This window comes from Haloactinopolyspora sp., from assembly GCF_027324685.1.
In the GTDB taxonomy this organism is placed as follows: Bacteria; Actinomycetota; Actinomycetes; order Jiangellales; family Jiangellaceae; genus Haloactinopolyspora.
In genome coordinates, this window is record NZ_DAHVSH010000092.1 from 42,622 (window position 1) to 62,968 (window position 20,347).

The following is a 20,347-nucleotide window of genomic DNA, read 5'->3' on the forward strand; positions in this document are numbered from 1 at the left end:
TTCCCTTCTTCAGTTGGTCGCAGCGGGCCTGCTGACGTAGCCGCGACGCGCGTCACCTGCGCTGTATGGTCTCCCACCTGCGCAGCGCCGTGTCGATGTCCGGATCGGCTTCGAGCTCGAGCAGCCGATTCCACTTGGCGGTGCGTTCTGAACGCGTCAGCGACCCCACTTTGAGCTGTCCTGCTTGCCACCTCACCGCCAAGTCGGTGAGCCAGACGTCTTCGGTGTCGCCGGAGCGGGCCGACACCACGGTGCGCACGCCATGCGCGTGCGCGGTCTCGACCACGGTGGCTGCGTCGGTGACCGTTCCCACCTGGTTCGGCTTGACCAGCACGGAATTCGCGGCCTGCTCGGCGATACCGCGTTCCAGACGGGCATGGTGGGTGACGAACAGGTCATCGCCGATGATCTGGATCCGGTCGCCGACCGCCTTGGTCAGTTCCGCCCACGATTCCCAGTCGTCGTCGCTGAACGGATCTTCCACCGAGCAGATCGGATATGCGTCGATCCATTCGAGCAGCACCGCCAGCCACTCCTGAGGGTCTAGACGACGGTCCTCGCAGCGCAACCAATACCCGTCGTCGTCGGCCAGTTGGGTGGCTGCGACGTCGATCGCCATGGCCACGTCGACTCCCGGCGCCAACCCACTGGCCTGAATGCCGTCGACGAGCAGGTTCAGTGCATCGCGGTTCTTCCTGAGGACCGGCCCGAGGCCGCCTTCGTCCGCGACCAGTCCTGCGGTGAGCCCGCGGGCGCTCGCGACCTCTTCGGTGGCTCGGCGCACCCGCCAGCCCCATTCCACGGCGTCGGCAACTGACTGGGCACCGATCGGAATGACGAGCAGATCTTGGACGTCGATTCCGCCCCGGGCGTGGGCACCGCCGGAAATGATGTTGAACATCGGTAGCGGCAGCCCCACCGGCTGGGTCGATTCTGAAATGGTTCCGTCCGAGGCCGCGCTCCAGACCGCCAACGACACGGCGAGCACTGCGTTGGCTCCCAGCCGCGACAAGGTGTCGGTCCCGTCCAGGTCGCGCAGGTACGTGTCGACGTCCCGCTGATCGGCTGCATCCCGGCCGATCACCGCCGGCCCCAGCACGGCATTGACGTTCGCCACGGCCTTGCGCACGCCGTACCCGCCGTAGCGAGGTCCTCCGTCGCGCAACTCCACCGCCTCGTAGGTGCCGGTGGACGCGCCGGAAGGAACGACGACCCGGCCGCAGCGGCCGTCGGCCAGTTCCACTGCACAGGCGACAGTCGGTCGCCCGCGGGAATCGAGTGCCTCCCAGGCGCGGACCGAGGTGACGACCGAAGCGTCGATCGCTTGATTCACGTGTGACCTCTCACCGATGGTTGCCTTGCCTGCTCGATCACCGCCACGAAGCAGGCGTCCAGGTCCGGGGACGTGCGCAGGAGGTGCCGGGCCAGGTGACGTACCGCGGCACGCAGGTTGTCGTCGAAATACTCGACCGGTGACTTGCCATCGACTCGCGCGAGCATCAAGGCCGGCAGGATGGTGCAGATCTCGTCGTCGGCGGCGCCGACCGTGCCACTGTGTGCGGCATACGCGGACAGCACCTCTCGTGCGGCCATGACGTACTCCGACGCCACTGCCGGACGGGCGAAGGCCTTCAGACACAGATGGTTGATCAGGAAGGCGATGTCGAAAGCGGGGTTACCCCAGTGTGCGACCTCGTGATCGATCACGAGGACGCTTCCGTCCGGGGCATTCAACACGTTCTTCGGGCTGGCGTCACCGTGGACCAAGCATCGTCCCGGCTGACCGAGCAGGTCGACAGTCGTCTGCACGGACGATGCCAGATCGGGATGCCGTTGCTGTATGACACGCAGGTAGGGGTCGATCCGCAGCGCCGTGAAATGGGAGGTGTCGGCGAACTCGTCCGCCAGGTCGGGCCGGGTGGCAGACCGGGCATGCAGCTTCCCGAACAGCCCACCGACCCGGCGGGCGACATCGACGTCGACGACCTGGTCGAGCAAGGGGTCTTTCCAGGTCCGCGAACCCTGCGGCGCGCATTCCATGACGAAGCTCCGGCTCGTCTCGTCGATGGCCAGAACCCGTGGACATGCGCCAGGCGCCAGCTCGTTGAGAACCTGAGCGAAGCGTGCCTCGGTCAACGCGCGACTGACGTCGGCGTACCACCCGTCACCGACTGTGAGTTCGGGTAGAGCGCGCTTGACGACCAGGCGGCGAACGCCGTCGTCGGCCAGGACGACGTCACTGGACACACCGCCGGTCAACGGCGTGAGGCGCACCTTGCCGGCATCGCAGAGCCCGTGCCGACTCAGCAGGGCAAGGACGTCCCCGCGATCCACGTCAGTCATTTCCCCGGTTCCGGGGTGCCCCCAGCGCAGCCGACGTCGACTCTGCTGCGGCGATCAGCACAGGCGCCAGTGAGATCGCATCCTGCAACGTGAACTGCATGGTCGGTGCGGATACGCTGAGCCCCCCGAAGACCTGGCCATGATGATCGAACACCGGAGCGCCGATACAGCGGACACCGTCTCGATCCTCTTCGTCGTCGATACAGAACCCTTGCGCACGAATGCGTTCCAACTCTGTCGCCATCCGCTCGGGGTCGGTGATGGTCTTGCGAGTATGTGCAACGAGCCGGTCGGGCGCTGTGAGTTCGGCAATGCGCCCGGGCGGCAGATGCGCCAAGATCGCCTTGCCGATCGCCGTGCAGTGCAACTTCAAGCTCATGCCCACCACCGAGGCCAGTCGGTAGGGGCGGCGTCCCTCGAGTTTGTCGACGTAGTGCGCCTGATCGCCGGAGAGTACGCCGAAGTGGATCGTCTCCGGCGTGTGTTCCTGCAGCTCGAGCATCGCCGCACGGGCATAGGTCGAGTAGTCCATCGCGGTGACCATCTGCCCGGCCAGCGACAGGATCCGAGATCCCGGCTGGTAGTAGCCGCCTTCCTCGGCGGTGGCGTAGCCCTCCTGGACGAGTGTCTGCACGATGCGGTACGTGGTCGATGGCGTGAGCCCGGCGGCCTTGGCGATGTCACCGAGAACGGCGCGTGGCGCCTTGGCGACGAGCACTTCCATGACGCGTAGTGCGCGTTGGACCGATTGGGTCATGAGTTCCTTCCGAAACGCCGGGCCAGCGCGGCGTACGCTGCGTAAACGCGCTCTGCCACGATCTGTTCCTCCTCGGGGGTGAGAAGTTCGGCGCTGATCCAGATGGCGTGTGTGCCGGCTGCGGCCACCTCGACCACGGGCTCGTCCGCCGCCAACGCTTCGATCATCTGGGTACTGGTGAAACCCAGCTGCGCGGGCCAGGCCAACCGCATCCGCGGCAGTGGGCGCCCTGCCTCTCCACACGGCTCGTACGTCGGGACCGCCCCCGGCAGTTCGGAGAATGCCTTGACCCAGGCCATCGTGGTCTGCTCGATGCGCGCGGCGACGGCCTCGTGATCCTGCTCCAGCCACAGTTCGACGGCGGCCAGCAGCCCCATCATCTCCTCTTTACCGACCTTGGCCGGGCGGCCGAACCGTTGATGCGGCGCAGCATGCAGCTCGCACCACGACACTGCCTCCTGGCTGCCCAGCACCAGCCCCGAGGCTTGTGGCCCGCGCAGTTCTTTGCCGCCGCTGAACACGACGAGGTCGGCGCCTTGCTCGGTGAACCGCCACAAGTTCTCCCGCGGTGGCAGCTGTGCCGCCGCGTCGACGATGACTGGCACTGCGCGCCCGTGTGCGACCTGGACGACCTCGTCCAGCGTGAGCGCGGCATTGGCGAGGTGTGCTCCCGCCACGTGGACGACCGCGGCAATGGAGTCATCCAACGCGGCTTCCAACTCCCATCGGTGGGTCTGAATGGCGTTGCCGATCTCCACGATCTGCATTCCGGCGAGGGTGAACACATTGTCGTAGGGAATGCGGTGCGCCCGATGCATGACGATTCGATGACGCGGCAGCGCTCGGGCGCCGTGCTCCAGGAGCCGGCCGAGAAGGAGATGGTCACGCCCCGTCATGGCGCCCAGCGCAGCGACCAGCAACCCTGCTGAAGCCCCGCATGTCACCAGTGCTGCTTCGTTCCGGGTGAGTTGGGCCAGCCGTGCGGAGACAGCGCGCTGCAACTCGAACATGTCGACGAACGACGTTGATGCCGCCCGCATGGCTTCCAGCACTGGCTGGGGCATCAACGACCCGCCTAGCGCCGTCAACGTCGCATTGGCATTGATCACCCGGCGCACGCCGAGGTCCGTGTACGTCGCGGTCATCGGTCACCGACCGCGGTCTGCATCATGCCGAACCCACCGGCTGTCAGCCCGCCGTCGACGACCAGCGACGTCCCGGTGATCCACGAAGCCTCGTCCGAGGCGAGAAAGCAGATCGCACTGGCGACGTCGTCGGCGCTGCCCACCCGGCCGAGCGGATACCACCGCGCCAGTTCATCGAAGATGTCCGGGTTCGCTTGGACTCGGCTGGTCCAGGCCGGAGTGGCGATGGTTCCGGGCACGACGGTGTTCGCCCGGATCCCGGCAGGTCCGTAACGCACGGCGATGCTACGGGTCAAGCTGTCGATGCCGGCCTTCGCCGCACTGTAGGGCTCCTGGCCGTACATGGCGATGCCATTGACCGAGCCGACGTTCACGATCACCCCGCCGCCGTGTTCGATCATCGCCGGCAGGACCGCCTTGGTGCAGCGGTATGCGCCACCGAGGGCGATATCGATCTCCCGGTTCCAGTCCTGCTCACTGATGTCGGCCAGCCCGTCGGCGACGGCGATCGCGGCGTTGTTGATCAAAGTGGTGATGGCGCCCCATCTGGCCGCTGTTCGCTCGACGCCGGACCGCACCTGCTCGGCGTCGCGGACATCGACGACTTCGGCGATGGCGTGGTGACCTGCCTCGACGATGCCGGCCGCCACAGAGTGCGCGGCTTCCTCGTCGGCATCGAAGATGGCGACCCGGGCACCCTCAGCGGCGAGGCGTTCGGCTGTACGCCGCCCGATGCCGGACGCGCCGCCTGTGATCACCACTACTGCTGCGTCGAAGCGCATACATCACCTGCCCAATCGCGGCACATCGTACCGTACTGCGAAATCAGTTCACCATATCCGGGCGTCCACTCTCACGATCGCGCGGCGACCTGGTTCGGATCAACGAGGTTGACATGCTCCGATCCAGCGATGACTCTAGGGACCGTTCACGCAATGTCGTTTCACAATGCGAAATAACGAGGAGTTTTTCAGTGCTGGATCTGATGGGTCGGCATGCTTGACCTGCTCTTGCGAGGCGGCACCGTCGTCGACGGCACCGGGGCACCAGCCCGCCGTGCCGATGTGGGAATTCGGGACGGTCGGCTGGTCACCGGGGGTGAGCTCACCGGAGAGCTGGCCGCCGATGTCCTTGACGTGAGCGGCTTGGTGGTGTGCCCGGGGTTCATCGACATGCACGCCCACGCTGACCTGGCGCTGCTGCGTGAACCCGCTGCCCCTGACGCTCTCTTGCAGGGGGTGACCTGCGAAGTCCTCGGGCAGGACGGTCTTGCCTACGCACCGATCGACGACACGATCGCTGCCGAGTTACATGCACGGATCCGCAGCTGGAACGGTCCGGAACCCCCCGGCGGCCTCACCTGGACCTCGGTGGCCGACTACCTCGACCGGGTCGACGGCGCTGGTGTCAACGTGGCCTACCTGGCTCCGCACGGCACGATCCGCATGCTTGCGATGGGGACCGAGGAACGCCGGGCGACGGCAGTCGAGATGACCACGATGCGCCGTCTCCTGGCCGAGGCGCTGACCGACGGTGCTGTCGGCATGTCCACCGGGCTGACCTACGTTCCCGCCACGTACGCCGACACCACCGAGCTGATCGACCTGTGCCGGGTGGTCGCCGCACACGGCGGATTCTTCGCGCCGCATCACCGCAGCTACGGCGCCGCAGCGATGGCGGCCTACGCCGAATGTGTCGAGATCGCTCGCGCATCCGGCGCGGCGTTGCACCTGACGCATGCGCATCTGAGCTTTCCGGTCAACCGCGGGCGCGCACGCGACCTGCTGACTCTGGTGGACCAAGCCAGGGCGGACGGAGTCGACGTCACGCTCGACTCGTATCCCTACCTCGCCGGGGCGAGCTACCTGCACGCTTTCCTGCCCAGCTGGATCCAGGCGGGCACCGTCGACCAGGTGATCGACCGCCTCGCCGACCCTCGGGTTCGGGCCCGGCTACACGACGACCTGGAGGTCAACGGCTGCGACGGATCACATGGCCTTCCGGTCGACTGGTCCACGGTGCTGGTCAGCGGGGTCGAACACGAGGCTGACGCGGGCGTGGTCGGATCGACCATCGCCGAGATCGCAGCTCGCCAGGGCGTGCCGCCGTTGGATGCCTACTGCGATCTGCTGATCAGCAACCGACTCGGCGCGATGTGCCTGGTGTTTGCCGGTGACGAGGACAACGTGCGAGCCATCCTCCAGCATCCGGCTCACATGGCCGGCAGCGACGGGCTTCTCGAGGGTGAACGGCCACATCCGCGTGCCTACGGGACGTTCGCGCGCTACCTGGCCTGGGCGGTACGCGACGAAGGCCTGGTGAGTATCGAAGAGATGGTGCGCAAGATGACCTCCGCCCCGGCGGGCAGGCTCGGCCTCGCCGACCGCGGCCGGATCCGTCCTGGCATGGCCGCCGACGTCGTCTGCTTGGACCCCGCGACGGTGCAAGATCGCGCAACGTATGAGAACCCGCGGCAGCCGCCCCAGGGCATCGCCCATGTGATCGTCAACGGCTCGGTCGCCGTACAGGACGGACAGTTGACCGGCGCATTGGCCGGACGATCGCTGCGCCGATCACCCGGGTCAGTTCGAACCCCGCCACAGGAACGGAGCGAATGATGGATGTCGGACTGAGCGGTAAGAGCGTCATCGTGACCGGAGCCGCGTCCGGAATCGGGCGAGCCACGGTGCACCTTCTGCTCGCCGAGGGCGCTCACGTGCTCGCCGTCGACCGTGACGGCGAAGGCATCGACAACCTCCGCCAGGACGGCCCCCAGTGCCGTCCCCTACATGCCGACGTCTCCGACGAGAATCAGGCGGACCGAATCGTCCACGCGGCTTTGGAGCTCACCGGCCGCGTCGACGTCTTGGTCAACAACGCAGGCGTGGGTCATCGCGCCGCGCTGGCCGACACCACGCTGGCGCAGTGGGACGCCACCTTCGACGTCAACGTCCGTGCGCCGTTCCTGCTGTGCCGGGCCGCCATCCCGCGCATGCTCACCCAAGGCGGCGGCACGATCGTCAACGTCGCCTCGGCCGCTGCGTTCGCTGCTGTGGGCGATCGCGCCGCGTACTGCGCCAGCAAGGCCGCGGTGATCGCCATGACCAAGTCGATCACCGTCGACTACGCAGCGGCCGGCATTCGCGCCAATGCCGTAGCGCCGGGGACCGTGGACACTCCCTGGATCGGACGCGTCACCGACGGTGCGACCGATCCGGCCGCGATGCGCGCGGCGATGGAACAACGCCAAGCCATCGGCCGGCTCGCACACCCCGAAGAGATCGCAGATGCGGTCGTGTACCTGGCTTCAGACAGATCCAGCTTCGCGTTCGGGTCGACGCTCGTCGTCGACGGCGGTTTCAGCGCCCAGTAACGGTGCACGAACTGTTGTTCATTCGCCGGAGACCGGTCGTCAGACCGGACGGAAAGGACACGCACATGGTGAACAGGAACAGCGTCTTGGTTCTCGCGCTCGCAGCGCCGCTGCTCATGACCGCATGCGGAGGAGGTGATGACGGACCGTCGGCTGAGGAGGGCGGCACGTTGACCATCGCGAACTGGCAGTGGCTGGAGCCGACTCGCGGTGAGGCGATCTGGGCGGCGGTCCAGGGGTATGAGGAGCAGAACCCGGAGGCCACGCTGCAGAAGCAGGAGATCACCCGGGCGGACTACGAGAACACGCTGCAGACGCAGATCGGCGCTGGCGAGGGCCCGGACCTCATGGTCGTTCCGAACACCTTCTTCCCGATGCTTGCCGAGGCGGGGGCTCTGGAACCGCTGGACGGTGTTCTTGACGACGATCAGCTGGCCCGGCTCAACAGCACCAATGAGGACGCCGAGGTTGACGGGGAACAGCTCGGCTTCACGTGGGAGGTGGTCAACTACGCCTTTTTCTGGAACCAGACGGTCCTCGACGAGGCCGGCGTCGCTGCACCGACCACCCCCGAGGAACTCGTGACCGCCGCTCAGCAGATCCAGCAGCGCACGGGCGTGACCGGCTTCGGTGTCCGGCACCTGATGAACGAACAAGCGGCCTGGTGGACCGACTTCGCCGCCTGGCCGTACGGCTTCGATGGTGGCTGGTCCGATGGCGAGAACCTGACCATCGACAGTGACGAGAACATTGCGGCGGTCCAGGCGTACAAGGCCGTCTATGACTCCGGTGCTTTCCCGATCGGGGACGACGCGTCGACGATGCGGTCGTCGTTCGCTCAGGGCCAGCTCGCGATGATGATCGACAACAGCGCCGCCGTGACCGCCATGATCGAAGGCAACGACGCCGTGGGTCACGACGAGATCGGCGTGTCCTCCTTGCCGTTCCCGGGAGAGGGCACGGTGCGGGACCACGCCTACATCGTGGTCAATGCCAACAGTGAGCACACGGAGCTGGCCAAGGACTTCATCCGGTGGCTCTACACCGAGGAAGTCCAGGAAGAGATCCATGCCGCCATGGGTGCCAGTGCGCTGGGGGCTGATTCCGAGCCGCCCGCGGACTACGTTGCCGAACGCCCGTGGGTGCCGATGTTCTTGGAGCAGACCGAGAACAGCAGGTCGGCGGTGATCGAGGGTTTCGAGACCCAGACCGCCGAGATCAGCACGATCGTTCTCAATCAGATCTCCCGGATCCTGACCGAGGACGTCCCGGTCGACGAGGCACTGGCCGAGGCACAGGCCAGCGCCGAGGAAGCGGTGCAGTAGCCGTGGCCGACACATGCTGGCTCGTCGGCGTACCCGCGATGGATCTCCGATCGTCCGTGAGCGTGTCGACATGGCCGTAGCAGCAGCCGATCGGCGCCGCAGCAACCGCCGATCGGTCCGGAAGAAGATCGAGTGGGCGCCGTATGTGTTCGCCAGTCCCGGGGCGTTGTATCTGCTGGCGTTGATGGCTGTGCCGTTGGGGCGTGGTGTGTGGCTGAGCTTCACCGACACCAAGCTGTTGAATCCCAACGGTGGCGACGTGGTCGGCGCGGAGAATTACGCTGAGCTGCTCGGCAGCGGGAAGCTGTATGACTCGATCTTGACCACCGTGTTGTACAGCGCGGGCACGGTTGTGGGTGCGTTGGTGCTGGGCACGGTGGCGGCGTTGTCGATCAACGACAGGTTCGCCGGGCGGCTGTTGGCGCGGACGCTGCTGACGTTGCCGTGGGCGGTTCCCACGGTTGCGGTGGCGTTGGTGTTCAGCTGGATCTACAACGTCGACAGCGGGGTGGCCAACCGGGGCCTGCGCTCGTTGGGTATCGGCGAGGTGGGGTGGTTGACCGATCCGAGTATGGGATTGGTCTCGGTGACCCTGGCCTCGGTGTGGAAGGTGTTTCCGTTCGTGACGCTGGTGGTACTGGCCGCGTTGCAGAGTGTGCCCGCCGAACTGCGTGAGGCCGCCAGTGTCGATGGCGCGAACAGTATGACGATCTTCCGCGCCGTGGTGTTGCCGCACATCTCTCCGACGATGCGGATCGTGGCGTTGTTGATGACGATCTGGTCGTTCCGCCGGTTCGAGATCATCTGGCTGTTGACCGGCGGTGGGCCGGCGAACAGCACCAACACGATCGTGATCAATGTGTACCGGGAGGCGTTTCAGAACTCCAACCTCGGCATGGCTGCTGCCATCGGCGTGATCGGCCTGGTGATGGCGATCGCGGTGACCGTGGTCTATTTCATCGCCGACCGGCGTCGGGAGATCGGGTGAGTGCCGTGCTCAAGAACCCTGGATCCACTCTGCTGCGCGCGGTGGTCGTGCTGGTCCTGTGTGTCTTCGCCGCGTTCCCGGTGTACTGGATGATCAACACCGCGACCAGCACGAACGAAGAGCTCTACGGCAGTGGGCAATCCGTCGGTCTCGACCTCGCCAGGCTGCCGCAGGTGTTCGAAGCGCTGACGATGGACGGTCCGCTGCGTTGGCTGGCCAACAGCGCGATCGTCGCGACCGGCACTACCGTGCTGAGTCTGTCCATGGCCGTGGTGGTCGGGTACTCCATCTCGCGGTTCCGTTACGCCGGACGTGGCGCACTCAGTTTCGCGCTGTTCACCACGCAGATGATGCCCGAAGCGCTGCTCGTCGTCCCGCTCTACGCCGTGTTCGTGGCACTAGGCCTGATCAACGGCCTGACCAGCCTCGTCTTGGCGAACACCGCGTTCGCCATGCCGGTGGCGGTGTGGATCGTGAAGAGCGCGCTGGACAAGGTGCCGTACGAGATCGAAGAGGCCGCCCGTGTCGACGGCTGTTCGCGCGGGAGGATCCTGTTCAGGATCCTGCTGCCGCTGGTGTTGCCGTCCATCGCCGCGGCAGGCGTCATCACCTTCTTCGAAGGCTGGAACGAATACCTGTTCGCCACCACGTTCATCCAGGACCAGCACCTGTGGCCGGCGTCGCGAGGTGTCGCCTCATTCATCGGCGAGTTCGTCACCCCACTGCCCGTGGTCTTCTCCGTCGCGCTGGTGTTCAGCATCCCGGCCGTCGTCTTCTTCCTGCTCGTGCAGCGCTGGATCGTCAGCGGCCTGACCGCCGGCTCAGTCAAAGGATGATCATCGACGAGTTGATCGACGTCGTCGCCTACGCGCCGTAACCGGCGGGTGCGCTCGGCCAGGTGCGTCAATGCTCCACCGGCGGTGGGTCGTCGATCGTCGCGGCGATCACGCCACCGGCGACCAGCAGCCGGACGTGCTCGCCGGGCTCCACGTCGTCCGGGCTGCGCACGACAGTGTCGTCGGCACGCTGGACGACGGCGTAACCGCGCTCGAGCGTCGCGGCCGGTGACAGCGCACGCACCCGGGCGCGGGTGTGGTCGATGTCGGAGGCCGCGCGGTCGAGCAGGTGGCGCATGGATCGCCGGGCACGGTCGACCAGATGGGTCAGCTCGTCGCGGCGCACGCGTAGCGCGTGGTGGGGGTCGGCGAGCGCCGGGCGGGAGCGGACCGAGTCCAGCCCGGCACGTTCATGGTCGAGGCGACGACGCAGGGCCGACCGGATCTGCTCGCGGGCCCGCGCGACCCGATCGAGTTCCTCACGAACGTCGGGGACGACCCGCTTGGCGGCGTCGGTCGGGGTGGAGGCCCGATAGTCGGCAACCAGGTCGACCAACGGCGTGTCACTTTCATGCCCGATGGCGCTGACGACTGGCGTGGTGGCCGCACTGACGGCGCGGACGAGCGCTTCGTCGGAGAAGGGCAGCAGATCTTCCACCGAGCCGCCACCACGAGCGATGATGATCACGTCGATGTCGGGGTCGCGGTCCAGGATGCGCAGGACCTCCAGGATCTGGCTGACCGCTGAGACGCCTTGGACGGCGACCGGTTCGACGCGGAAGCGTACGCCGGGCCAGCGGCGCCGCGCGTTCTCGAGCACGTCGTGTTCGGCCTTGGAATCACGTCCGCAGATCAGGCCGACCCCGCGCGGCAGGAACGGCAGAGACCGCTTGCGCTCGGCGTCGAACAGCCCCTCCGCCGCGAGTATCTTGCGCAGCCGCTCCAGCCGGGCGAGCAGGTCGCCCAGCCCGACCGGGCGGATGTCGTCAGCGGCCAGCGACAGGGTGCCCCGGGTGTAGTACCAGGACGGCTTGGCGTGGACGACGACGCGCACGCCGTCGGTCAGCGGCACCTCCATCGCGTCGAGCAGCCGGGTGGCGCAGGTGACGGTCACCGACACTTCGGCCGCCGGGTCGCGCAGGGTGAGAAAGGCGGTTTGCGTTCCCGGGCGGCGTGAGTACTGCGCGACCTGGCCTTCCACCCACACCGGGCCGAGCCGATGAATCCATTCGCCGATCAACTTCGAGATCACGCGAACCGGTGCCGGTTGCTGCGGGGATGTGTCCAAGGCCACGACCGGCACGCTACCGGGCGAAGCGCCTGGAGGCGATGCCGCCAGGGGTCGCACATACGATGGGCGGTATGGCTGCTGAGGGTCGTGTCCTGTTGGCGGCGCCGCGAGGTTACTGCGCGGGCGTCGATCGAGCCGTCGTCACCGTAGAGAAGGCTCTCGAGCATTACGGTTCGCCGGTGTACGTCCGCAAGCAGATCGTGCACAACAAGCACGTCGTGGAACAGCTCGAGCAGCGCGGTGCGATCTTCGTCGAAGAACTCGGCGAAGTGCCCGAGGGCGCCCTGGTGGTCTTTTCCGCGCACGGCGTGTCGCCGATGGTTCATGACGAAGCCGCCAAGCGCGAGCTGCGCACCATCGACGCGACCTGCCCGCTGGTGACCAAGGTGCACAACGAGGCCCGCCGCTTCGCCCGCGACGACCTCGACATCGTGCTCATCGGCCACGACGGGCACGAGGAGGTCGAGGGCACGGCGGGCGAGGCTCCTGACCATGTCCAGCTGGTCGAGGGGCCCGACGACGTCGACAAGGTGCAGGTGCGCGACCCGTCCCGGGTCGTGTGGCTCTCGCAGACCACGCTCTCGGTGGACGAGACGTACGAGACGGTCGAGCGGCTGCGTCAGCGCTTCCCCGACCTCATCAGCCCGCCCAGCGACGACATCTGCTACGCCACCCAGAACCGCCAGGTCGCGGTGAAGGAGATCGCGGCCGAATCGGAGCTGGTCATCGTCGTCGGCTCGGCGAATTCGTCCAACTCGGTCCGTCTGGTCGAGGTGGCCCTCGACGCCGGCGCGGATGCCGCCTACCGCGTGGACAACGCCGGTGAGATCGACGAAGCATGGCTGGACGGGGTACAAACCGTGGGCCTGACCAGCGGTGCGTCGGTCCCTGAGGACCTCGTCACCGAGGTCGTCGACTGGCTGGCCCAGCGCGGATTCCCGACGGTGGAAGAGCACCGCACCACCGAGGAATCGCTGATGTTCTCGTTGCCCCGTGAGCTGCGCCGCGACCTCAAGTCGTCCGCGTCCACCTGATCAGCCCTGGGTGCCGTCGAGCTCCGGCGCGTTGGCCCCGGCGTTCGCGTCGGTAGCGGCGTTGAGGCCGTAGCGCGGGTCGGTGCGGATGTCGTCGACCGCGCTGGATTCGTCGACCGAGACCGTCAACTCGGGCGCTTGCGTCCTGCGGGCCGCTCGTTCGACCTGCGCCGGAGCTTCGAGGTCGCCGTCGACAACTCGGAGCTCGCTCATCCGGCGCGCTGTCACCAGGACGCGGCTCTCCAGCGAACTGACGGTGTCGTTGTAGGACTTGACGGCGTTGTCGAGTTGGCGGCCCAGCCGGCTGATGTGGCCGCCCAGGGTCGACAACCGCGCATGCAGGTCTCGGCCCAGCGACAGCACCTCTTGGGCGTTGCGGGCCAGGGCTTCCTGCCGCCACGTGTAGCCGACCGTACGTAGCAAGGCGACCAACGTCGCTGGGGTGGCCATGACGATGTTGCGCTCGAAGGCATGCTCGAACAGCGTCGGGTCCTGCTCGAGTGCCGCGTTGAGGAAGACGTCGGAGGGCACGAACATGACGACGAACTCCGGGGACGGCTCGAACTGCGACCAATACTGCTTGCGGGCCAGCGAGTCGATGTGCGCCTTGAGGTGGCGGGCATGCGCCGCCAGCCGAGCCTGCCGCGTCGAGTCGTCCCGAGCCTCCTGGGCTTCCAGGTAGCCGTTGAAGGAGACCTTGGCATCGACGACGACGCGCTTGCCTCCGGCGAGGTTGACGACCATGTCAGGGCGGAGCTTGCCGTCGGCGGTCTGCGCGGAAGCCTGCTCGGCGAAGTCGACGTGCTCGACCATGCCGGCCATCTCGACCACCCGACGCAGCTGGAGCTCACCCCAGCGACCGCGTACCTGAGGTGCGCGCAACGCGGTGACCAGCTGCTGAGTCTCCAGCCGCAGCTTCTCTGAGTCCTTGCCCATCGCCTCGACCTGTGTTCGCAGCTCGGCGTAGGCCGTGGCGCGAGCGCGCTCGAGCTCGTTGGCGTGATCGGCGACCTTCGACAGTTGCTCGTTCAGCGGCTTCACCAGCGCCTCGACCGCGGCCCGGCGGTGCTCGAGCTCGGCGCGGGAGCGTTCTTCGGAGTTCTTCAACTGCTCGGTGGCCAGTTCGAGGAACTCGGCCCGGTTGCGCCGCAGGGCATCGGTGGACAGCCGCTCGAACTCGTGGGTCAACCGAGCCTGCTCGGCACGAATCAAGGCGAGTTTCTCGTCAGCGGCCACCCGCGCGTTCTCCAGCTGGGTCTCGAGCCGCGTGCGCTCGCTCTGCGCCTGCCGCAGAAGCTGCTCGGCCTCGTCGAGCTCGGCGTAGGACGCATCGCGCTCGGCCCGGACGGTGTCGCGTTCGGCCCGGGCGGCATCGCGTTCGGCCACGAGCGTGGCCGCTCGGACGCGCAACGTCAGGGCGCCGAAAGCGAAACCCACGAGCAGCGCGATCGACGTCGCGAGGATGCCGGTTGCGTTCATGGGTCCCACTGTGCCCGCCGCCTCCGACACAACGCGGCAGGCGCGGCGCTACGGCGTACCCTTGACGACCGTGAGTCTCACCATCGGAATCGTCGGTCTTCCCAACGTCGGCAAGTCGACCCTGTTCAACGCGTTGACCAAGAACAACGTCCTGGCGGCCAACTATCCGTTCGCCACCATCGAGCCGAATGTCGGCGTCGTCGGGGTTCCCGACTCCCGGCTGGCGACGTTGGCCGAGATCTTCGGCTCGGCCCGGCAGATTCCGGCCACGGTCAGCTTCGTGGACATCGCCGGCATCGTGAAGGGTGCCTCGGAGGGACAAGGCCTGGGCAACAAGTTCCTGGCCAACATCCGTGAAGCCGATGCGATCTGCCAGGTCATCAGGGTGTTCAACGACTCTGACGTCGTCCACGTCGACGGCACGATCAATCCGAAAGCCGACATCGAGACCATCAACACCGAGCTGGTTCTGGCCGACATCCAGACCATCGACAACGCGCTGCCGCGGCTGGTCAAAGAAGCGCGGATGATCAAGGACAAGCAGGAGCAGGTCGCCGCCGTCGAGCAGGCCCGAGCGGTACTCGACGAGGGCCGGACCATCTTCGCCGCCGGACTCGACCCCGAGCCGCTACGCGAACTGCACCTGTTGACGTCCAAGCCGTTCCTCTACGTGTTCAACATGGACGAGGAGGAGCTCGGTGACGACGCCCTGAAGGACGAGTTGCGCGCGCTCGTCGCCCCAGCCGAAGCGATCTTTCTCGACGCCCAGATCGAGGCCGAGCTCGCCGAACTGGACGACGCGGAAGCGCTCGAGCTCCTGCAGTCGATGGGGCAGGAGGAATCCGGCCTCGACATGCTGGCCCGCGTCGGTTTCGACACCCTGGGGCTGCAGACGTTCCTGACGGCCGGACCGAAGGAAGCCCGAGCTTGGACGATCCGCAAGGGCGCCACCGCCCCTGAGGCGGCGGGCGTCATTCACACCGACTTCCAGAAAGGCTTCATCAAGGCCGAGGTCGTGTCCTTCGACGACCTCGTGGCGGCCGGCTCGATGGCCGAAGCGAAGGCGCGGGGGCTGGTCCGTATCGAAGGCAAGGACTACGTGATGGCCGACGGCGACGTCGTCGAGTTCCGGTTCAACGTGTAGCGTCAGGCGACACGAAGTAGCCGCTTCGCTGATTGGTCCGACGCCCAGCCGCGTAGTTGGGCACCAGCCCTGGGTTATCCGGCATGGTCGATTGCCGTGAGGTGCGGTGCCATGAGGCAGATCACCCGCTTGTGCATTTCCGCGTCTGCGGCGGCGATCAGCCCCCGGCCGGTCTCCAATGGCCCATTGCTGGAGTGGGTCACGATGCATCCAGCGTTCCGGCACAGCGCGATGCCTGCGGCGAAGTGCACGTTGCCGACGAAGTGGCCATCGCTCGACGAGCCACCGCCCGCGAACTCCCCGGCGTGTGAGGACCTCTAGGCCGCGAACAGGTCGAGGGATGTGCTGTCCTGCACCGGCCAGCCCGCGTCGGCGAACTGTCGATCGATAGCAACGGGCGAGCGCCTTTGGCTCGGATGGTAGAAGGTGGTACCTTGGTACCCAAGATGGAGGGCAACGCTATGGCCGCTACTGCGCCGATCAAAATCGACGCCGCCACTGACGAACTCGTGTCGCAAGCAGCTCACTTCTTGTCCCGTTCGAAGAAGGACATCGTCGATGCTGCCGTGCGCGAGTACATCGCTGCCCATCGCGACGAGATCAATGCCGGTATCAAAGCTGCATTAAGCCAACTCAACGGCACCGACGCCGCTGCTGTGTCGCTCATGACCGGGCTCAGCGCCGAAGAGCTCGACGACCTCGGCGGCCTGCCGAGATAGCGGCACTTTACGTCCTCCCTGGCTGTCGGACGCGGCCGTTAGATTCGCCTGTATGGCATCGGAGAGATGAACCCCGGCCCGGGCGAGATCATCTGGTCGACACTCTTACCGGCCGAGGTCGCCAACGCGATCCTCGATCTGGACGTCGATGACGTACTGCCAGCCCGCAAATAGCCCGCCAGAAGTCCAGCCGAGATCGACGATGCCGACAATGCCCATCTCTCGGTCTATCCGTCGGTGGTTCAGGTATTCTGATCGCGGTTGCACGGCCACCGACAGCGCTTCCACGTGACGACCACGTGAATCATCGCGGAGAGGCCTGAGCATTCAGGACATGTCCGGATGGGGTGCGACGCCCTGGTGCGTCAACTTCATTCCGCCGATGCCCGGCATCGGCCGACGAAAGGACATGGCATGTCGTCGAAGGACGAGAAGAACCTGACCCAAGTCGTCGACAGGATCGCGACGATGGACGAGCCGCGGCGGTCGGTCATGCGGCGCGTGCACGACATCATCATGGAGGCGGCTCCCACCTCGAAGCCGCGCATCTGGTACGGGATGCCCGCCTACGCGAGGTCGGCGAGCACGCCCGCGCTCGTGACGTTGCGCAACGACGAACGGATGAATCTCGCGATCACCGAGAAGGTGGCCTTCCGGGCTGCAGGCGGCGGGGACGGGACGTTGATGCCGGCCGCATGGTATTTCGAGACCGTCGACGACGACACGGAGAAGCGCATCGCCGAGATCGTCCGGTCGGTGTTCGACTGAGCATCGAGTGAGCGCCCTTGCTCCGGATCGTGGGACGGTCATCGCTGGTTGGCGTCATCCGGGCAGCGGGATCGCGCCGAATTCCTCGACGAAGGGGCGCAGGATCGTGCCGATGGCAGGCAGCTCGCTCGGATCGCTCTCGCGTACGTAGACCGCCTGTGCGGCGACCATGAAAATGAACGAGTGCTCGTCGTACCATTCCTCGCCGCCCGGGGCGATGGTGGCGAGCTGATACGCCGGCGTGGTGAAGCGCTCATCATCGGAGCTCTCGTAGCGGATCGCTGCACGCGAGACGTCACGCTCGATCTCGGTCCAGGTCTCGCCCATGGCACGGGCGCGGTCGGCGATCCGCCGGGCCTCGAAGGTGGTGAGCAGGTCGAGGCGGGTGAGAAAGGCGTCGGTGATCAGGTGCTTCGGCGGCACCGGAGCGTTCGCCAGCGCGACGGCGAGATCCTCCACGGTCGGGCGTGGGTAGCGCTCCAGCAGCTCGACCGTGCGCAGATCGCGCTCGACGCGGTACTGCTTCAGCTGGTCAGAAGGGCGCGGCACGTCGTCACCGCCCGGCGCTTCCAGCAGGTAGACACGGTCGGGGGCGTCAGCATCGATGAGGCCGGGCAGCGGCATGTCGAGCGAGAGCTCGAAGGGGCTGTCCGCGGGCACCTTCATCGCGATTCGGGCGTCGTAGCTGCGCTGCCCGGGGCGATGTACCTCCACCTGCCAGTCACGCTCGACCTGGCCGAGGACGCTGTGGTCATCGACCGGATTCACGATGACGAACTCGGGACTCGCGAGCTCGGGGACGGCGAGATTCGCGAACGGGTGACGTTCGGCTGGTGCCGGCTCGACGGACGGTGCGTCATCGCGTTGCGGTTCGGGCCCTGCACCTCTGCGCGAGAACCATCCCATGGCGCTCAGGCTAACCGCCGTGGCGGCGACCGACCCAGCTGCACGGGCTCACGACTCGGTCTCAGCGGCGAGCACCGCGGTGAGGCCGTCTCGCAGGTCTTCGACGAAGAACTCCGGCACCTCCAGGGAGGGGAAATGTCCTCCCGCGTCAGGTGTTCTCCAGCGCACGATCCGCCGGAACCGTTCCTGCGCCCACACTCGCGGCCATTTTTCGATGTCGCGCGGATAGATGCTGATAGCCGACGGGATGTCGACCCGGAGGTCTGGGTCGAGTGAGTTGTGGCTCTCGTAGTAGATGCGCGCTGAGGATGCGCCGGTCCGCGTCAGCCAGTACAGGGTGACGTTGTCCAGAACACTGTCTCGAGAGATCGTCTCGAACGGGGTGTCCTCGGTATCGGTCCACTCGGCGAACTTGTCGAGGATCCAGGCGAGAAGTCCGACGGGTGAGTCGACGAGCGAGTAGCCGATGGTCTGCGGCCGGGCCGCCTGCTGCTTCGCGTAGGCCGCGCGGTGGTTCCAGAAGTCGCGGGAGTCGTCGACCCATTGCCGCTCTGCCGCTGTCAGCCCGTCGGTCGTCAGGCCCGGCGGCGGCTGAGCCACCGTGGTGTGGATGCCGATGACGTTCTCGGGGAACCTGCCGGCGAGGATCGCTGTGATCACGCCTCCCCAGTCCCCGCCGTGGGCGACGAATCTGGGGTAGCCCAGCGTGTCCATCAGCTGCACCCACGCTGCTGCGATCTTCTCGATTCCCCAGCCCGTCGTGACCGGCTTGTCGCTGAAACCGAAGCCCGGCAGTGAGGGCGCGACGACGTGGAATGCGGGCTTCGCCGGGTCGTTCGGGTCTGCCAGTTCGTCGACGACATGGGCGAACTCGGCGACGCTGCCGGGCCAGCCGTGCGTCAGGATCAAGGGTGTGGCATCGGCGCGGGGTGATCGGCGATGCAGGAAGTGGATTCCGAGCCCGTCGATGGTCGTGCGGAACTGACCGATCCGGTTGAGCCGGGTCTCGAAAGCGCGCCAGTCGTACTCGGTCTGCCAGTAGGCCACCACGTCTTCGAGGTCGGCGAGTGGAACCCCCTGCTCCCACCGGCGGTGGGGCGCGGCACCGCTGACGGTCTCGGCTTCCGGCAGTCGCGCGGCAGCCAGCCGTGAGCGTAGGTCGTCGAGGTCGGTGTCGGTTGCCTGAGCGTCGAATGCGAGCACGTCATGGTGCATGGGGCCTCCTGGTCATCGGGGCGGACCGGACCGGCGCACCAGGAGTGAACCGGCTACGACGGTTCTAACAGCGCTCCGGGCGGTCAGGTCAAGGGGACCGCTGGCTACGATCAAGCGACATGACGACGGAGGCTCAACTGCGCAAGGCAGCATCCGGTCTGCCCGAGGTGACCGAAGGCACCGACTTCGGGATGGTCGCCTTCAATGTCCGGGGCAAGGGTTTCGCCTCGGTCACCAAGGACGGCAAGGTTCAGTTGCAGGTGTCGGACGACGTCGTCGAGTCCACCCTCGCCGCCCATCCGAGCGCCGAGCGGTTGATCCGGATGGGCCAGCAGATCGGGGTGCGCATTCCGTTGGCCGACATCAACGGAAAGGATCTCAACGCGCTCGTGCGGGCGGCGTGGTCGCATCGTGCACCGAAGCGTCTCGCGGCGGCGCTGGCCGACGTCGACGCCGGCCAGGTGCCGGCGCACAGTGACCTGCCGCCGGCTATCGGCAAGCCGGCGACCCGCGCGCTGCTCGGGGCCGGGCTGGTGACATTGGACGACGTCGCGCAGCGGTCCGAAGCAGAGCTACTGGCTCTGCACGGCGTCGGTCCCAAGGCGGTGCGCATTCTCGCGGCGGCGCTGGCCGAGCGCGGCAAATCGCTAGGCTGGCGGCCATGACGACGTCGACGTTGCGTGCCGGACTTCGCCACCAGCTGACCACGGCGATGCGCGAGCGCGATCGCGTGGCGGCCAACGCTTTGCGTTCGGTGCTGGCCGCGCTGGACAACGCCGAGGCGGTCCCGGTGAGCGCTGATCTGCCGGTGGATTCCGACCACGTCGCAGGTGCGGTCGTCGGGTTGGGCGCGGGCGAGTCAGCGCGCCGGGAGCTCACCGACGCCGACGAACGACGCGTGGTCGAGCGCGAGATCGCCGAGATGCACGCTGAGGCGGACGACGCTGAGCGCCGTGGCGCCGCTGACCGCGCCGACGAGCTACGTCGTGCGGCGGCCGTCGTCAGCGGCGCTGCTGAGGTTTGA

General features: G+C 66.8%; 21 protein-coding genes. 11 read left to right on the plus strand and 10 right to left on the minus strand.

What is annotated here, in order from left to right; translation table 11 throughout:
- Window positions 1-52 precede the first annotated feature (52 nt).
- Genes eno through M6444_RS10265 form a run of 5 tightly spaced genes read right to left on the minus strand, consistent with a single transcriptional unit; the run spans window position 53 to window position 5,027 of the window.
- Window positions 53-1,333, minus strand: a complete 1,281-nt coding sequence (gene eno, locus M6444_RS10245) for a phosphopyruvate hydratase (RefSeq protein ID WP_298326468.1) — start codon at window positions 1,331-1,333, stop codon at window positions 53-55.
- Entirely contained in the window at window positions 1,330-2,343 is a 1,014-nt protein-coding gene (locus M6444_RS10250) for an aminoglycoside phosphotransferase family protein (RefSeq protein ID WP_298326471.1), read from the minus strand. Before M6444_RS10250 ends, eno begins: the two co-directional genes overlap by 4 nt.
- Window positions 2,336-3,100, minus strand: coding sequence for an IclR family transcriptional regulator (locus tag M6444_RS10255; RefSeq protein ID WP_298326474.1), 765 nt, complete (start codon window positions 3,098-3,100; stop codon window positions 2,336-2,338). The genes M6444_RS10250 and M6444_RS10255 overlap by 8 nt, the downstream gene beginning before the upstream one ends.
- Window positions 3,097-4,245, minus strand: a complete 1,149-nt coding sequence (locus M6444_RS10260) for an aminotransferase class V-fold PLP-dependent enzyme (RefSeq protein ID WP_298326478.1) — start codon at window positions 4,243-4,245, stop codon at window positions 3,097-3,099. The genes M6444_RS10255 and M6444_RS10260 overlap by 4 nt, the downstream gene beginning before the upstream one ends.
- A complete protein-coding gene (locus M6444_RS10265) occupies window positions 4,242-5,027 on the minus strand; it encodes a glucose 1-dehydrogenase (protein ID WP_298326480.1) in 786 nt (261 codons plus the stop codon). Before M6444_RS10265 ends, M6444_RS10260 begins: the two co-directional genes overlap by 4 nt.
- A gap of 213 nt (window positions 5,028-5,240) precedes the next feature.
- Between M6444_RS10265 and M6444_RS10270 the strand changes: the two genes are divergently transcribed.
- From M6444_RS10270 to M6444_RS10290, 5 genes are all read left to right on the plus strand, one after another.
- Window positions 5,241-6,863 (plus strand): D-aminoacylase, encoded by a 1,623-nt coding sequence (locus tag M6444_RS10270; protein ID WP_298326483.1) that lies wholly within the window; start codon window positions 5,241-5,243, stop codon window positions 6,861-6,863.
- The gene (locus tag M6444_RS10275) at window positions 6,863-7,618 is read left to right on the plus strand and encodes an SDR family oxidoreductase (RefSeq protein ID WP_298326485.1); all 756 of its coding nucleotides are present in this window, start codon (window positions 6,863-6,865) and stop codon (window positions 7,616-7,618) included. Before M6444_RS10270 ends, M6444_RS10275 begins: the two co-directional genes overlap by 1 nt.
- 65 nt (window positions 7,619-7,683) lie before the next feature.
- The gene (locus M6444_RS10280; RefSeq protein ID WP_298326488.1) at window positions 7,684-8,943 is read left to right on the plus strand and encodes a sugar ABC transporter substrate-binding protein; all 1,260 of its coding nucleotides are present in this window, start codon (window positions 7,684-7,686) and stop codon (window positions 8,941-8,943) included.
- A 70-nt stretch (window positions 8,944-9,013) separates the two neighbouring features.
- Window positions 9,014-9,931: a sugar ABC transporter permease gene (locus M6444_RS10285; RefSeq protein ID WP_298326491.1), complete on the plus strand. Its 918-nt coding sequence runs from the start codon at window positions 9,014-9,016 to the stop codon at window positions 9,929-9,931.
- A complete protein-coding gene (locus tag M6444_RS10290) occupies window positions 9,928-10,767 on the plus strand; it encodes a carbohydrate ABC transporter permease (protein WP_298326495.1) in 840 nt (279 codons plus the stop codon). Before M6444_RS10285 ends, M6444_RS10290 begins: the two co-directional genes overlap by 4 nt.
- Window positions 10,768-10,834: 67 nt before the next feature.
- Here M6444_RS10290 and xseA read toward each other — a convergent pair whose 3' ends face one another.
- Complete coding sequence (xseA, locus tag M6444_RS10295) at window positions 10,835-12,061, minus strand: exodeoxyribonuclease VII large subunit (protein WP_298326498.1); 1,227 nt, start codon at window positions 12,059-12,061, stop codon at window positions 10,835-10,837.
- Window positions 12,062-12,120: 59 nt separating this feature from the next.
- On the opposite strand from xseA, the gene M6444_RS10300 reads away from it, so the two are divergent.
- A complete protein-coding gene (locus tag M6444_RS10300) occupies window positions 12,121-13,092 on the plus strand; it encodes a 4-hydroxy-3-methylbut-2-enyl diphosphate reductase (protein ID WP_363326316.1) in 972 nt (323 codons plus the stop codon).
- Here M6444_RS10300 and rmuC read toward each other — a convergent pair whose 3' ends face one another.
- Complete coding sequence (gene rmuC / locus M6444_RS10305; protein ID WP_298326504.1) at window positions 13,093-14,571, minus strand: DNA recombination protein RmuC; 1,479 nt, start codon at window positions 14,569-14,571, stop codon at window positions 13,093-13,095.
- A gap of 70 nt (window positions 14,572-14,641) precedes the next feature.
- Here rmuC and ychF point away from each other — a divergent pair, with 70 nt between their 5' ends.
- A complete protein-coding gene (ychF, locus tag M6444_RS10310) occupies window positions 14,642-15,715 on the plus strand; it encodes a redox-regulated ATPase YchF (protein ID WP_298326507.1) in 1,074 nt (357 codons plus the stop codon).
- Window positions 15,716-16,149: 434 nt separating this feature from the next.
- A complete protein-coding gene (locus tag M6444_RS10315) occupies window positions 16,150-16,434 on the plus strand; it encodes a hypothetical protein (protein WP_298326509.1) in 285 nt (94 codons plus the stop codon).
- Between the two features lie 105 nt (window positions 16,435-16,539).
- On the opposite strand, the gene M6444_RS10320 is transcribed toward M6444_RS10315, so the two are convergent.
- Window positions 16,540-16,722, minus strand: a complete 183-nt coding sequence (locus M6444_RS10320; RefSeq protein WP_298326511.1) for a hypothetical protein — start codon at window positions 16,720-16,722, stop codon at window positions 16,540-16,542.
- Window positions 16,723-16,848: 126 nt separating this feature from the next.
- Between M6444_RS10320 and M6444_RS10325 the strand changes: the two genes are divergently transcribed.
- Window positions 16,849-17,202, plus strand: a complete 354-nt coding sequence (locus M6444_RS10325; RefSeq protein ID WP_298326513.1) for a DUF1801 domain-containing protein — start codon at window positions 16,849-16,851, stop codon at window positions 17,200-17,202.
- 54 nt (window positions 17,203-17,256) lie between these two features.
- Here the strand turns inward: M6444_RS10325 and M6444_RS10330 are convergent, their stop codons facing one another.
- A complete protein-coding gene (locus M6444_RS10330) occupies window positions 17,257-18,108 on the minus strand; it encodes a hypothetical protein (protein ID WP_298326516.1) in 852 nt (283 codons plus the stop codon).
- A 48-nt stretch (window positions 18,109-18,156) separates the two neighbouring features.
- Window positions 18,157-19,323, minus strand: a complete 1,167-nt coding sequence (locus tag M6444_RS10335; RefSeq protein WP_298326518.1) for an epoxide hydrolase — start codon at window positions 19,321-19,323, stop codon at window positions 18,157-18,159.
- Window positions 19,324-19,442: 119 nt separating this feature from the next.
- Between M6444_RS10335 and M6444_RS10340 the strand changes: the two genes are divergently transcribed.
- The gene (locus M6444_RS10340) at window positions 19,443-19,988 is read left to right on the plus strand and encodes an MmcQ/YjbR family DNA-binding protein (RefSeq protein ID WP_298326521.1); all 546 of its coding nucleotides are present in this window, start codon (window positions 19,443-19,445) and stop codon (window positions 19,986-19,988) included.
- Entirely contained in the window at window positions 19,985-20,347 is a 363-nt protein-coding gene (locus tag M6444_RS10345) for a hypothetical protein (protein WP_298326524.1), read from the plus strand. The genes M6444_RS10340 and M6444_RS10345 overlap by 4 nt, the downstream gene beginning before the upstream one ends.

Coding starts and splice junctions, on each gene's coding strand:
- M6444_RS10345 (WP_298326524.1), top strand. CDS start 19,985: ATGACGACGTCGACGTTGCGTGCCGGACTTCGCCACCAGCTGACCACG.
- rmuC (WP_298326504.1), bottom strand. CDS start 14,571: ATGAACGCAACCGGCATCCTCGCGACGTCGATCGCGCTGCTCGTGGGT.
- M6444_RS10250 (WP_298326471.1), bottom strand. CDS start 2,343: ATGACTGACGTGGATCGCGGGGACGTCCTTGCCCTGCTGAGTCGGCAC.
- M6444_RS10325 (WP_298326513.1), top strand. CDS start 16,849: ATGTCGTCGAAGGACGAGAAGAACCTGACCCAAGTCGTCGACAGGATC.
- M6444_RS10280 (WP_298326488.1), top strand. CDS start 7,684: ATGGTGAACAGGAACAGCGTCTTGGTTCTCGCGCTCGCAGCGCCGCTG.
- M6444_RS10285 (WP_298326491.1), top strand. CDS start 9,014: ATGGCCGTAGCAGCAGCCGATCGGCGCCGCAGCAACCGCCGATCGGTC.
- M6444_RS10275 (WP_298326485.1), top strand. CDS start 6,863: ATGGATGTCGGACTGAGCGGTAAGAGCGTCATCGTGACCGGAGCCGCG.
- M6444_RS10300 (WP_363326316.1), top strand. CDS start 12,121: ATGGGCGGTATGGCTGCTGAGGGTCGTGTCCTGTTGGCGGCGCCGCGA.
- M6444_RS10260 (WP_298326478.1), bottom strand. CDS start 4,245: ATGACCGCGACGTACACGGACCTCGGCGTGCGCCGGGTGATCAATGCC.
- M6444_RS10330 (WP_298326516.1), bottom strand. CDS start 18,108: ATGGGATGGTTCTCGCGCAGAGGTGCAGGGCCCGAACCGCAACGCGAT.
- M6444_RS10340 (WP_298326521.1), top strand. CDS start 19,443: ATGACGACGGAGGCTCAACTGCGCAAGGCAGCATCCGGTCTGCCCGAG.
- M6444_RS10255 (WP_298326474.1), bottom strand. CDS start 3,100: ATGACCCAATCGGTCCAACGCGCACTACGCGTCATGGAAGTGCTCGTC.
- M6444_RS10270 (WP_298326483.1), top strand. CDS start 5,241: ATGCTTGACCTGCTCTTGCGAGGCGGCACCGTCGTCGACGGCACCGGG.
- M6444_RS10265 (WP_298326480.1), bottom strand. CDS start 5,027: ATGCGCTTCGACGCAGCAGTAGTGGTGATCACAGGCGGCGCGTCCGGC.
- M6444_RS10335 (WP_298326518.1), bottom strand. CDS start 19,323: ATGCACCATGACGTGCTCGCATTCGACGCTCAGGCAACCGACACCGAC.